We start from the raw sequence: 12,961 nt of genomic DNA, 5'->3' as shown, positions 1-12,961 counted from the left end.
CTTGGGAGGAGACGATCGCCCGGCCTGTCCGCACCGATCACTGTGCCGACGCGGTGTCCTTGACCCCTGCGGTCACGAAACCGATGCTCTCGCGCAGCGCCGCTTCGGGGTCGTCAAGCGCGTGAACCTCCTCGGCGAAGGGCTCGAAGGAGATCGGCCCGTCGTAACCCGCGGCCAGGAGGGCCTTGATCTGCGGGATGTTCTCCAGCCGGTCATCGCCGTCGACCAGCACGCGATGCGCGTCCAGCATGTCGTCCACGGTCACGTCCGGGTCCGTCACGCCCGAGATGTGTACGAGGCCGGTCCATTCGGGGAAGAACTCTGTCTCGCCCGCAAGGTGATGGTGGAAGGTGTCGTGCATCAGCTTGTAGACATCCGCGCCGCCCGCCGCCTCAACGGCCGCGATCGCCTCAGCCTTGGTTCTCATGGACGACACCGGAAACCCCAGCGTCTCAACAAGGCCGGTCAGACCCCGCTCACGCAGGATCGGTGCCATGTTCTTCAGCGCCTCGACGAGGTCATCGCGCGACACTGATGTGCCATCGTTCAGTGGACACATCACCAGCGCCTTGGCGCCGCAAGCGGCGGCATAGTCTGCCATCGTCTCAGCCCGGGCCGGTAGATCGCCAGACCAGACGTTGAACGGATAAAGTGCGTTGATCGACAGGATCGTGACGCCAGCCGCCTCGGCCGCCGCCTTCACCTCCCCGGGTGCGAGGGTGTTCATCACATCGGGGATGTCGTTGCGTATCTCGACCTTATCGGATCCAAGCCGCCGGACCATCGCGAAGAAGTCCTGTACCGACAGTTTCGGCGTTGAGATGTGGTTGATTGCAAAATCCATAGTCCAGACCCTCTCAGTCATAAAGCGCCGGGCGGGCCGGCAGGGAGATGTCGACGATCTTGCCTGTTTCCTGCGCTTCGACGCAGGCATCCGACGAGATCGCCGCGACGTAGCCGTCCCAGGCGGACGGGCCGCCGGTGGTGCCGCCGGGCACGCGGTCGATGAAATCCTGAAGCTCGGCATCGAAGGCGGATTTGAACCGGTCCTTCCAGTCGGTCAGGATCGACTGGCCCAGACGCGCTTCCTTGCGGGTGGCGATGGCCATGGGCTCGGGCAGGTTGGCAACCCCCTCCTCGCCGACGATCTGGCACTGGATGTCGTAGCCGTACCGGCAGTTGACGAAGATCTCGCAGTCGATCCGCACACCTTTCGAGGTTTCGAGCAGCACGATCTGCGGGTCCGCGACCTTGGCATGGGCGTGCTTCGTCTTGCGCGGAAAGACGACCTGCGCCGAGACGAAGTCGTCGTCCAGCAGCCAGCGGAACGTGTCGATCTCGTGGATGAAGGTGTCGTGGATCGCCATGGGCGTCACGTATTGCTCGGGCACGGTCGGATTGCGGTGGCAGGAATGGATCATGAGTGGTTCGCCCAGCTCTTCCTCCATCGTGCGCTTCAGCATGTTGTAGCCTTGGTCGAAGCGACGCATGAAGCCGACCTGAACCAAACGCTTGCCGCCCTTCACCTCGGCGTCGACGATGCCCTTCGCAGCTTCGGCGGTGGTTGCCAGCGGCTTCTCGCAGAACACGGGCTTGCCCGCTGCGATGGCCGCGAGAACGTATTGCTCGTGCGTGGAGCCAGTCGAGCAGACGAGCACTGCGTCGATGTCGCCCGACGCGATCAGCGCCTCGCCGCTGTCAAAGACCTGCGCGCTCGGCGCATGCGGGCCCTTGAGCTTTTCGGCGTTCGCAGGCGCATAGTCGTAAAGACCCACGACCTCGGCGCCGGTCAGCACCTCCTGGATGCGGCGGGTATGGTCGGTGCCGATCATGCCGGTGCCGATGACACCGATACGGACGGGTCGGGTGCCGGTGTCGGCCGAGATGGTCTGAGAAATAGTCATTTTGTGATCCTCAGTTGAAATGCTTGTCGATGAGGCGCTGCATCTCTGCGCGCATGAACTTGCCGCTCTCGTCGGCCTTCTCTTCCCAGGCGAAGACGCAGGCGGTCATGATCCCGTCGAACCCGATTTCGGCGAGCGTTTTGTAGAAATCGTCCCACGGCACCTCGCCCTGCCCGATGTTCAGGTGCTGGTGAACGCGGGCGGACGATCCGGGAGGATTGATGATGTAGCGAAGGCCGGAGCTGGCCTTGTGGTTGAACGTGTCCGCGATGTGGACATGTGCGAGCACGTCGGCGCATTCACGCAGCATCGCCACGGTGTCGTCGCCGAAATAGAAGGTGTGCGGCGTGCAGTAGAGAAAGCGCACGTTCTTCGAATTCACCGTGCGGATCAGGTCGACCGAGGGCTGCAGCGTCTCGACCCAGTCTTCGGGATGGGGTTCGATGTTGAGCTGGATGCCCTCCTTCTCGAGGACCGGCACCAGTTCCTCCATCGACCGCCACCACGCATCTTCGCAGGCTTCGATCATGCTGCCTGTGTGGCAGCAGTAGCAGGTGCCCTTGTCAGGATGCGGGCCGCGGCCGAATTCGCTGTTCATCGTGTCGACGCCCAGTTCGACGGCGATCTCGATGGCGCGCTTCCAGTGGCGGACGGCTGCCTTGCGCTCTTCCTCGTCGTTCGAGGCCCAGCGGTACATCGGGAGCAGCGTCGCAACCTCGACCTGGGCATCGGACAGCGCCTTCTTGAACCGCTTGATGCGGTCAGGAAACACGCGCGGCGCCTTGAACCATTCAAGAAAATCTGCGCGCGGGCTGAGTTCGATATGTTCGTAGCCAAGCTCTGCCACCTTCGAGGGCAGCTCTTCGAGGCTGAGGTGGCGGTGCATGAACGGGTCGATGGCAATCTTCATTTCGGGTGCCTCCAGGGTGCAGGCGGCCATTGGCGGGGCGCAGGGCCTTGCCGCCGGCAGGTGGTCTTGGCGACCGGACATCTCGGCCCGGTCGATGGGGTGAAAGTCAGGCGGCGTCCGCGTATTCCGGCTGTGTCTTGGCGCCGGTGATGTAGGCGACCACGTCCTGGCCGTCGGTCTCTTCCTTGCGCAGGTTCGCAACGACACGGCCACGCCGCCACACGACGATGCGATCGCACAGATCCATCACCTGCCGCATGTTGTGGCTGATCAGGATGAGCGGCTCGCCCTGTTCCTTCAGCGTGCGGATGATGTTTTCGACCTGCTCTGTTTCCTGGACGCCAAGCGCCGCCGTCGGCTCGTCCATGATGGTGAGCTTGGAGTGGAAAGTTGCGGTGCGCGCGATGGCGACGCATTGCCGCTGCCCCCCCGACATATTCTGGATCGTGTTCGACAAGTTGGGGATCTTCACACCGGTCTTTTCCAACCCTTGGCGTGTCGCCTCGCGCATGCCCTTGTAATCAAGCAGCCGGAACGGCCCCAGCCAGTTCAGGCGGGTTTTTTCCCGGCCCAGGAACAGGTTGTCGGGCACGTCGAGATGGTCGGCCAGCGCAAGCGTCTGGAACACGGTCTCGATCCCGGCCTCGCGCGCCTCGAGCGGGCCATCGAAGTCGACGTAGCCGCCGTCGAACCAGACCTTGCCGGCGGTGCGTTGTTCGACCGCAGTGATCTGGCGCACGAAGGTCGACTTGCCCGCCCCGTTGTCCCCCATGATCGCCACGTGCTCACCCTTGCGGATCTCGAAGTTGCACTCGCTCAGGGCGTGGACGCCGCCGTAGTGCTTGGTGAGCCCCTCGGTGCGCAGAATGACGTCGCCAAGCCGGGCGTCGGACCTGGGCGCGGTGGCCCCTGTCAGATTTGTCTGGATGTCGCTTGCCATGGTGTCCTCCCTTACATGTCGATTGCGGCGCGTCGCTGGCGCCATTGATCGAGAACCACGGCGCCCACGATGATCGCGCCCTTCACCATTTCCTGGTAGTAGGCGTCGAGACGCAGAAACGTGAACCCCGAGATGATGACCCCAAAGATCAGTGCCCCCAGCACGGTGCCGAGCACCGAACCGCGCCCCCCTTGCAAGGAGATGCCGCCAATCACGGCCATCGCGATGGCATCAAGTTCATACATCATGCCCATGCCGGCCTGCGCGGTCAGGTTCTTGGAACTGAGCACCAGAGCCGCAACCCCGGCCAACAGACCCGCGATCGTGTAGACCAGCACCTTGTGACGCGCGACCTTGATGCCCGACATGCGCGCCGCCGCCTCGCTTGATCCGATAGCGTAGGTGTGCTTGCCATAGACCGTATGGCGCAGGATCAGGTGGAACAGGATCGCAAGGAAGGCGAAGATGAAAACCGGCATCATGCCACCGCCGATGGCGGCATAGCTTTCGGTCGGAAAGGACACCGGCTGACCGGCGGTCCACCACTTGGCAACGCCCCGCGCCGAAACCATCATGCCCAGCGTCGCAATGAAGGGCGGGATGCCGGTATAGGCGACGAGCGCGCCGTTGATCAGACCGGCAACCAGCCCGCAGGCCAGGCCCACCGCGATCGGCAGGATCAGGGGCAGATCGACCAACCCCTGCTCGAAAAAAATCGCCCGGCTGTTCTGGAGGCCGTTGATCTCGCCGACCTGCGCGAAACTCATGGCGATCATTGCTGTCGCCGCGACGATAGAGCCCGAGGACAAGTCGATTCCCCCGGTGATAATCACCTGCGTCACGCCAAGGGCAATGATCCCGATGATCGAGACCTGAAGGACAATAATCTTCAACCGCGCGACGTTGAACAGACCGTCCACGTTCTCTCGTGTGTTGAAAAGAAAACTGTCATCCATCAGAAACCGCCCGAGCAGCTCGAACACGACGACGATAAGCACGAGGGCAATGGCGACCCCGGCTTCCGGGGGCATGCTGCGTTTTGACGTATCGAACGTCAGCCCGCCAATCCCATGCGTTGCTTCGGCCATGACCTTGACCCTCCTTCCCTTGGATGTGCAATATGCGTGGATATCCCGGACGCGTTCAGGCGGCGCCCGGGATGTTCCGGAAAACGTCAGTTCTTCGTTGTGAAGTCCGACATGTTCTCCTGCGTCACGAGCTGGAATGGAACGTACACACGCGTGTCGACATCTTCCCCGTTCGCCAACTTCAGCGCAGCGTCAAGAGCACCGGCCCCTTGGCCGGCAGCATCCTGAAACACTGTGACGTCCAACTCGCCCGCCGCCATCGCAAGAAGGGCGTCCTGCGTCGCGTCGATACCGCCGACAATGACGTCATCCATGACGATACCCGATGTCTTCATGGCCTGCAGCGCGCCAATGGCCATCTCGTCGTTGTTGGCGATCAGCGCATCGAAAGGCTCGCCGGTCGACAGCCAGTTGGTCATCAGATCCTGCGCCTCATCGCGCGACCAATTCGCGGTCTGGCGGTCGATCTCCTGGATCTCGACGGCGCACTGATCGTTCGCGATCACGTCGTCGATGTCTTGGGTGCGCACAACGGCGGCCTGATTGGACAACTCGCCCATCATAACATAGATTCGCGCGGGATCCTTGCCTTGCGCGGCCAGAAGGTCACAGATTTCAACGGTCTGGAGCGTGCCCGACTCTCGCTCGTCGGAGGCGACAAAGGCCTGGCTGTCGGGCAGCGTATCGACATTGACCGGCATGCGGTTCACGTAGACCAGCGGCACACCGGCACCTGCCGCAGCATTGGACATGGCCTGCGTGGCCGACGTATCGACCGGATTGACGATGATCGCATCGACACCCGAGGCGATGAAGTTGTTGATCTGGTCCAGCTGACGGGCCACGTCGTTCTGCGCATCCTCGACCTGGACATCGACATCATCCATGCCTTCAGCCTGCTCGATCATGCCGTTCCGAAGGACCGTCAGGAAGTTGTCGTCGAACAGCGCCATCGAAACGCCGATCGTCTCTGCCATGGCCGAGGTCGACATCAGGGTCGCCAACGTGGTGGCAGCGATAAACTTTTTCATCTCAGGGTCTCCTCCCATAAGTATTGCCCGGCGGCTCCTCGCGATCCACCGGAGCGGGCACCGAAGATACGGCACGCCGCGCGCTCGAAAGAGGATTTCCAGCTGTCGTCGAAACAAGGCAGAAAGCCCCCATCGCCTCCCAGCGACGGCAAAGCGCCCCAGCCTCGACTGCCCCCTGAATTCCTCCCACCATTCTCGAGGTCCACTGTCCTCTCGCTTGGCAGGGTCACCTTGATGTGAAATTCCAATCCAGTCAATTGAGAGGATGTTTTTCACATCATCTATGATGACACAACGGGCGGCTAAAATGATGTAATTCAATCATAGACTGGCAGGCGCGACTTTAGATAGATTCCGGAAGATGCAGCGTCGGATCCAGAAAATGCTGGCCCGGTGTCTCGGCAGATCCTGATTGCACGGCGTTGATCATCATTTCTACCAGATCGGCGCAGAGTTGCGCCAAGGGGGTTGCGATGACCATGGTGACATATCCATCGACCATCGCCGCGCGGCTTTCCTCAGTCAGTTCGTTCACCACGAGCGAGACTTCTTCGGGCTGGCGGACTTCCCTCAGGGCGGCAATGGCACCTTCCATCCCCCCGCCGGCCACGTAGATGCCGCGTAGATCGGAATGACGCGCAAGCAGATCAATCGTTGCTTCATGGGTGACAGTGCGGGTTTCGAGGTTCACGAGGGTGTCGACAACCGTCAAATCCCGCGAGCTTTCACGCAAGAAACTCCGGAACCCGGTTTCACGCAGCTGATGCCCATGCCAGCGGTTTCCACCGACAAATACAGCGGCCTTGCCCGGTCCTGACTGGGTACGGCTGATCAGCCAGGCAGCAAGGCGCCCGACCTGCATGTTATTGAGGCCCAGGTAATTTTCTCGCACGCCCTGCGCAAAGTCGTTCAAAAGTGCGAAGCACGGGATACCCCGATCCTTCAGACGCTGGACCTCTCGATTGATGTTCTGATGGTTGATCGCTGAACTGGCGAGCGCATCCACCTTCCCCGAGATAGATTCGATTTCCCGCAGAAATCCTTCGGCGCTCTGATCGGCAGCAAAACGGATAACCGCCTTGCCGTGAATGTCGCGCCGGTTGGCGACAGCGCGCTCAAGCTCGCGCGCGAAGTTCTGATAGAATGCCTGCTTTTCCTTGTGCAGCACGAATCCGAAGGTCATCTTCGGCACGTTCGGCGCCAGCCGCTGGTCTATCAATCCCAGGGCGTGATAGCCGATGCGGTGCGCGGCATCGGCTACCTTGCGCACCGTTTCATCGCGCACCTGAACCCGGCCGTTCAAGACCCGATCGACGGTTGCAGTGCTCACCCCGGCTTCAGCGGCGATGTCTTTGATGGTCGGCCTTGATGACATTCAATCACTCCTGATGCACTACAATCCTAAGGTCCATCGGCGTGAGACCGCAACAGCTATCGAGAAATCTCAGCAACTCTCACATATATGGATCTGGACGGGGGTCACCGTATTGGAGGGGCCTGCCCCCAGCCGCCCGAACTGCGCCGCGAGCGCGTCGACTGCCACCCGGATCTCCATGTCCGGATCCTGGTCGATGATCGCGTCGATCAGGCCCGCGCGAAGCAGACGCCGTCGACCTTCGGTCAACTCATGGGTGATGAAAAGACAGCGGTTCGGCTCTGCGACGCGAGACAGCGCCTTAGCGATCTCGGTCGCACCTGCCGAAGCGTTGTAGATGCCGCGCAGGCCCGGATGCTGCGCGAGCGCCTGCACGACGAGTTGCCCGGCCTTCTCTCCGATCTCGCCGCTTTCGACCTCTTCCGCGATGCGGACATTCGGAAAGCCCTCGGTCAGCGCAGCACGAAAGCCCTCACGCCGCTCCCGGTGACCAATCATGGCCGTCATGCCCGCGATGACGAGCACCTCGCCGCCCGCCGCGCCCATAAAGCGGCCCATGAGATGTCCGGCAACGCGCCCCGCGCGGACATTGTCGGGCCCGACATAGATATGCGGCACCTGCGCTGTGAAATCTGTTGCAAGCGCGACCACGGGCTTTGCCTGACCCGCGAAGTCACAAAGTGCGGCGGCAATGTCCGGCTGCTCGGCGGCACAGATCATCAGCGCGTCGAACCGGGCGGCATTTTCACGGATCGCGCGCGCCGTGCGCTGCGCCGCCCCCGGAATGATATGAACGACCGAAAGCTCGAAATTGAACGGGTTCGGCCCCCGGTTCTGCGCGTCGACCGCGCGCGCCAGCGCGGCGTGGAACGGGTTTGACGGGGGTTGCACAAACACACCGATCCGCAGCGTTCGCGCAGCGCGAAAATCAAGCGCACGGTCCAGTTTCAGGCGCCGCGCCGCCAGCACGACGCGACGTTCCTTTTCCGGGGTGACCCCGCCGCGGTTGTTCAGCACTCTGTCCACTGTCGCGAGCGAAACGCCCGCCTCACGGGCCACATCGCGTGCGGTCGCCTTGAACCCCATGTCACACCGTCTGAGGAAATTTCATCAAGCCTGCTGTATCGACACCCCCTGCGCAATCCTAAAAAGGCGGCAGCCCCCGTTTGAGGAGCGAAGGGGGGCGTCCATACGGAGGGAAGAACATCATGATCAAGCTGGCTTGTTTCGGCGCGGGGCGTATCGGTCAGGTGCATGCCTTGAATGCCGCAGCCCTGCCCGGCGCGGCGCTCGTCTATATTGTCGACCCGGTCGCGGGCCCCGAGGCCAAGGATCTTGCCGCCCGCACCGGTGCCATTGTGACCGATGTTGACACCGTTTTCTCGGACGACACGGTCGATGGCATCCTCATCGCCAGTTCGACCGACAGCCATGCGCCGCTGCTGCATCGCGCGGCCGCGGCGAAAAAGGCGGTGTTCTGCGAAAAGCCCGTCAGCCTCGATTTTGCGCAGGTGGCAGAGGCCGCACGCGCGGTCGAGGCGTCCGGCATCGCCTGCATGCTGGGCTTTCAGCGGCGCTACGATCCTAGCTTCCGGCAGGTACGGGATCGCATCGCCGACGGCACGGCGGGCAGGCTGGAACATGTGACGATGGTTTCGCGCGACCCCACGCCGCCGCCGGCCTCGTATGTGCGGACCTCGGGTGGCATGTTCCGGGATACCGCCATCCACGACATGGACATGTGCCGGTTCCTGCTGGAAGAGGACATCGCGACAGTCTACGCCACCGGATCCTGCCTGATCTCGCCCGAGATCGGCGAGACCGGTGACATCGATACCTTGATGATCACTCTGACCACTGTCTCGGGCCGCATGGCTCAGGTGATCAACTGCCGGCGCGGTCCGTTGGGCTATGACCAGCGGCTTGAGGCGCTTTGCGAGCACGAGGTGCTGTTCGTGGACAACAAGCCCGCCTCGAGCGTTCGCATCGCTCGCTCAGACGGCAGCACCGCCGCTCCTCCGATGAACTATTTCATCGAACGGTTCGCGGACGCCTACCGCGACGAGATGACGGCCTTCGTGGACTTAATCCGCGACGGCACGCCGGCACTCACGACCATTCGTGACGGCTTTGAGGCGCAGCGGCTGGTCGAGGCCGCCATCGTCTCGGCCACCATCGGCCAGGTGGTTGCCTTTGGTCCGAACTGGATGCCCGAGGCCGCGTCATGAGCCTGCCCCCGACCGTGCGCCTTGGAGTGAGCCCCCTGTCTTGGATTAACGAAGTTATCGAGGAGTTCGGCCGCGATACACCGGCCGAGACCTGTCTGCGCGAGGCGGCGGAAGCCGGCTACACCGGCGTTGAAACCAGCCGCAAGTTCCCGACCGATTCCGGCGCGCTGACGGATCTGCTGGACGGCTTCGGGCTGGACCTGGCCTCTGGCTGGCATTCCGGGCGGCTGGCCGAGGATGGGGTCGAAGCCGAGATGACGGCCGTCGCGGATCACGCCCGTCTCCTATCAGCCATGGGATGCAAGGTCATGGTCTACGGCGAGACCGCGATGATGGCAGATGGAGATCCGCTGGACGTGGGCATGTCGGTCCGCCGGATCATGCCCAAAGGCGAAGTGCGCGCCTACGCGCAGCGCCTGACCGACTTTGCGCACCGTTTGATGGAGGACCATGGCCTCCGGCTGGCCTACCACCACCACCTGATGATGGTGGCCGAGACTGGCGACGAGATCGACAGGCTCATGCATCACGCGGGTCCAGAGGTGGGTCTTCTTCTTGATACGGGACACGCGGTCGCGGGCGGCGTCGATTACACCCACCTGATCGAGCGGCACGGCGACAGGGTGGCGCATATCCACCTCAAGGACGTGCGCAAGGTCGTCTTCGACCGCATCCGTCGCGAGGACCTCAGTTTCAACGCAGGCGTGCGCACGGGCATGTTCACGGTGCCGGGCGACGGCGATCTCGATTTCGGGCCGCTCGCCCGCTTCGTCGAAGACAGCGGCTATGAGGGCTGGCTCGTCGTCGAGGCCGAGCAGGACCCCGCGCTTGCGCCCCCCTTCCCCGCGGTCCGACGCGCGCACGCCCACATCACAAGCCTCTTTGGAGACAAAAAATGACACAGAAGACCATCAATATCGGCCTGATCGGCTCGGGCTTCATGGGGCAGGCCCATGCGGACGCGTTCCGCCGTGCAGCGATGCTCTATCGCGACCTGCCGGGCGTACCGCATCTGTCGATGCTGGCCGATGCAAGCGCCGATCTGGCCGAAAGCGCCGCTTCCCGCTTCGGGTTCGAACGACATACCGGCGACTGGCGCGCGCTGATCGAGGATCCCACGATCGACGTGGTCGACATCACCTCGCCTAATCTCCTGCACCACGAGATGGCATTGGCGGCCATCGACGCAGGCAAGCACGTCTATTGCGAAAAACCGCTCTCGGTCACGGTCGCCGAGGCCGAGGAGATGACCGCCGCCGCAGAGGCGAAGGGCGTGAAGACCATGATGGCCTTCAACAACGTGAAGACGCCGGCGGCAATGCTCGCCCGGCAGCTCATCGAGCAGGGCGAGATCGGCACGCCCATGCGGTTTCGCGGCTGGTTCGACCAGGGCTTCTTCAATGATCCCGACCTGCCGTTCACGTGGCGCTGCACCCGCAAGGAGGCCGGTTCGGGCGCACTCGGCGATCTGGGGAGCCACGTGATTTCGGTCGCGCAATACCTGATGGGGCCGGTCGAGAGCACCATCGCCCAGACCCAGACCTATTTCCCGACACGTCCCGTGCCGCAAGGCGCAGCAAGCTACAGCGCGAAGGCCGCCGCCGACGCGCCCCGACGCGAGGTCGAGAACGAGGATCAGATTCAGGCGCTTGTCCGCTTTGCCAGCGGCGCGGGAGGCACGATCGAAGCGAGCCGCGTTTCAGCCGGCAAGGTCTTCGGCATCTCGTGGGAGGTTTCGGGCACCGAGGGTACGATCCTGATGGATGGCGAGCGGTTCAACGAGCTGAAGGTCTCCCGCTTCGGCGATCCGAAACCCGACCGGGGGTTCAAAACCCTTCTCGCGGGCAGCCAAATCCCCCAATTCTCGGCCTTCTTCCCCTTCGACTTCGCCGGCGGGGGCCTGGGATATTTCGACGTCAAGGTGATCGAGGTCCGCGACCTCATCTCGGGCCTCTGCGGGGAGCTGGAATGCGACCCTAACTTCGCTTTCGGCCTAGAGAACATGCGCATCATGGATGCGATGGAGCGCTCGCTCGAAACCCGCGCCTGGCAAACCGTGATAGGAGACACCGCATGACCTTCCTGACCGAATTGCCGACATCTCGCATCCCTGATCCGATGAAAGCTCCCGCCCTGCGCTGGGGCATTTTGGGCACGGGCTGGATCGCCGACCAGTTCATCCGCTCGGCCCGCGCCCATACACGGCAGGAGATAGCGGCTGTTGGCTCGCGCAACCAGGACAGTGCCGACGCCTTCGCCGCCCGCCATCAGATCGAGATCGCACATGGCAGCTACGACTCGCTCGTCCGGGACGACAGTCTCGACGTGATCTACGTGGCGACCCCGCACAATTTCCACCGCGACCACGTGATGCTGGCGCTCGAGGCTGGACGAAACGTTTTGGTTGAAAAGCCGATGGCTCTCGATCATCCACAGGCGGCCGAGATGGTGGCGGTCGCTCGCAAGAAGGGGTTGTTTTTGGCCGAGGCGCTCTGGACCTATTTCCTGCCGAAGTTTGACGTACTCGGCCAGATTATCGCCTCGGGCACTCTTGGCGAGATCAAGTCGATCCATACTGAATATGGCGAATACTTCACCCGCGATCACCGCATCTTCCGGCCCGACCTTGCCGGTGGGCCGCTCTACGATCTGGGCACCTATCCCGTCTCGCTCCTGACACGGCTCATGGGGGTGCCCAAACGGGTTGTCGGCATGAAGCAGGACGATGAAAGTGGCGTCCCCGGGCAGCTTTCGGTGATCCTGTCGGACGCAAAAGGCAATCAGGGAACAATGTCGACGACGCTTTACGGTCTGACGCCGACAAATGCCGCGATCGTAGGCACCGGCGGCACGGTGCGCTTCGGTCGCGAATTCAATCTGCCTGGTCCGTTCGAGGTGCTATCAACCGATGGCTCAATCCGCTTGAACTATGAGGAGACCCCGGGCCGCCACTTTGAAGGGCTGTTCTACGAGGCAGCCGAGGTCGCCCGCGCTATCGCGGCGGGAAAGACGGAGACGACCAAACGTCCGCTGGATGCGACCCTGGACATGATGCAGACCCTCGACCTCATACGCCGTGAACTGCACATATAAAGCCCATCTGACAAGCGAACCGCGCCGGGTCTGCCGGATGTTCAAAGTAGAACAAGCAGATGTCTGATGTTATGCACAACAGGATTACTAAGACTGCCCGGTTCGCACGAGTCATAACACTGTTTGAGAAGTTTCACTCATGGTCAAGCTCAGAATCAACTGAGGTGACGCAAATCTACAAGAAAACCGGCAACCTGCGGGCAGTACGGCTTCTGTTGGGGCACACCAAGATGGACAGCACTGTCAGATATCTTGGCGTTGAGCTGCTTTGTTGCACAAATCGAAGTCTGGCCGAACTTCCCCCTTCCCCGGACGGAGTTACCCCACGGGCTCTGTGACAGGCATGCCAAGAGCGGTGTAGCGGTTAAGCACAGCGACACGCACCTGGATTT

The 12,961-nt window shown here is 62.4% G+C and carries 12 protein-coding genes; 4 read left to right on the top strand and 8 right to left on the bottom strand.

Annotation, left to right across the window (positions count from 1 at the left end):
- Positions 1-37: 37 nt before the first annotated feature.
- The 8 genes from J4E08_RS23200 to J4E08_RS23165 all read right to left on the bottom strand — a co-directional run bounded on the left by J4E08_RS23200 (position 38) and on the right by J4E08_RS23165 (position 8,334).
- Positions 38-844, bottom strand: coding sequence for a TIM barrel protein (locus J4E08_RS23200; RefSeq protein ID WP_349540531.1), 807 nt, complete (start codon positions 842-844; stop codon positions 38-40).
- A 13-nt stretch (positions 845-857) separates the two neighbouring features.
- Positions 858-1,904 carry a Gfo/Idh/MocA family protein gene (locus J4E08_RS23195; RefSeq protein ID WP_349540530.1) on the bottom strand — a complete coding sequence of 349 codons (1,047 nt, stop codon included), beginning with the start codon at positions 1,902-1,904 and terminating at the stop codon, positions 858-860.
- A 10-nt stretch (positions 1,905-1,914) separates the two neighbouring features.
- Positions 1,915-2,814 carry a sugar phosphate isomerase/epimerase family protein gene (locus tag J4E08_RS23190; RefSeq protein WP_349540529.1) on the bottom strand — a complete coding sequence of 300 codons (900 nt, stop codon included), beginning with the start codon at positions 2,812-2,814 and terminating at the stop codon, positions 1,915-1,917.
- A gap of 106 nt (positions 2,815-2,920) precedes the next feature.
- Positions 2,921-3,754, bottom strand: a complete 834-nt coding sequence (locus J4E08_RS23185; protein WP_349540528.1) for an ATP-binding cassette domain-containing protein — start codon at positions 3,752-3,754, stop codon at positions 2,921-2,923.
- Between the two features lie 11 nt (positions 3,755-3,765).
- A complete protein-coding gene (locus J4E08_RS23180; protein WP_349540527.1) occupies positions 3,766-4,842 on the bottom strand; it encodes an ABC transporter permease in 1,077 nt (358 codons plus the stop codon).
- Positions 4,843-4,928: 86 nt separating this feature from the next.
- Positions 4,929-5,873 (bottom strand): sugar ABC transporter substrate-binding protein, encoded by a 945-nt coding sequence (locus J4E08_RS23175; protein WP_349540526.1) that lies wholly within the window; start codon positions 5,871-5,873, stop codon positions 4,929-4,931.
- 343 nt (positions 5,874-6,216) lie between these two features.
- Entirely contained in the window at positions 6,217-7,248 is a 1,032-nt protein-coding gene (locus J4E08_RS23170; protein ID WP_349540525.1) for a LacI family DNA-binding transcriptional regulator, read from the bottom strand.
- 69 nt (positions 7,249-7,317) lie between these two features.
- On the bottom strand, positions 7,318-8,334 hold the full coding sequence (locus J4E08_RS23165; RefSeq protein WP_349540524.1) for a substrate-binding domain-containing protein: 1,017 nt from the start codon (positions 8,332-8,334) through the stop codon (positions 7,318-7,320).
- Between the two features lie 122 nt (positions 8,335-8,456).
- Here J4E08_RS23165 and iolG point away from each other — a divergent pair, with 122 nt between their 5' ends.
- From iolG to J4E08_RS23145, 4 genes are read left to right on the top strand one after another with little or no spacing between them, the layout of a single operon-like run.
- The gene (gene iolG / locus J4E08_RS23160) at positions 8,457-9,476 is read left to right on the top strand and encodes an inositol 2-dehydrogenase (protein ID WP_349540523.1); all 1,020 of its coding nucleotides are present in this window, start codon (positions 8,457-8,459) and stop codon (positions 9,474-9,476) included.
- Positions 9,473-10,375, top strand: coding sequence for a myo-inosose-2 dehydratase (iolE, locus tag J4E08_RS23155; protein ID WP_349540522.1), 903 nt, complete (start codon positions 9,473-9,475; stop codon positions 10,373-10,375). Before iolG ends, iolE begins: the two co-directional genes overlap by 4 nt.
- Positions 10,372-11,553 carry a Gfo/Idh/MocA family protein gene (locus J4E08_RS23150; RefSeq protein ID WP_349540521.1) on the top strand — a complete coding sequence of 394 codons (1,182 nt, stop codon included), beginning with the start codon at positions 10,372-10,374 and terminating at the stop codon, positions 11,551-11,553. The genes iolE and J4E08_RS23150 overlap by 4 nt, the downstream gene beginning before the upstream one ends.
- A complete protein-coding gene (locus tag J4E08_RS23145) occupies positions 11,550-12,569 on the top strand; it encodes a Gfo/Idh/MocA family protein (RefSeq protein WP_349540520.1) in 1,020 nt (339 codons plus the stop codon). Before J4E08_RS23150 ends, J4E08_RS23145 begins: the two co-directional genes overlap by 4 nt.
- The last annotated feature ends 392 nt before the right edge of the window (positions 12,570-12,961 follow it).

The organism is Sagittula sp. NFXS13, from assembly GCF_040148795.1.
In the GTDB taxonomy this organism is placed as follows: Bacteria; Pseudomonadota; Alphaproteobacteria; order Rhodobacterales; family Rhodobacteraceae; genus Sagittula; species Sagittula marina.
The sequence above is the reverse complement of the archived record's forward strand: the minus strand, read 5'-3'. Positions and strand labels throughout refer to the sequence as shown.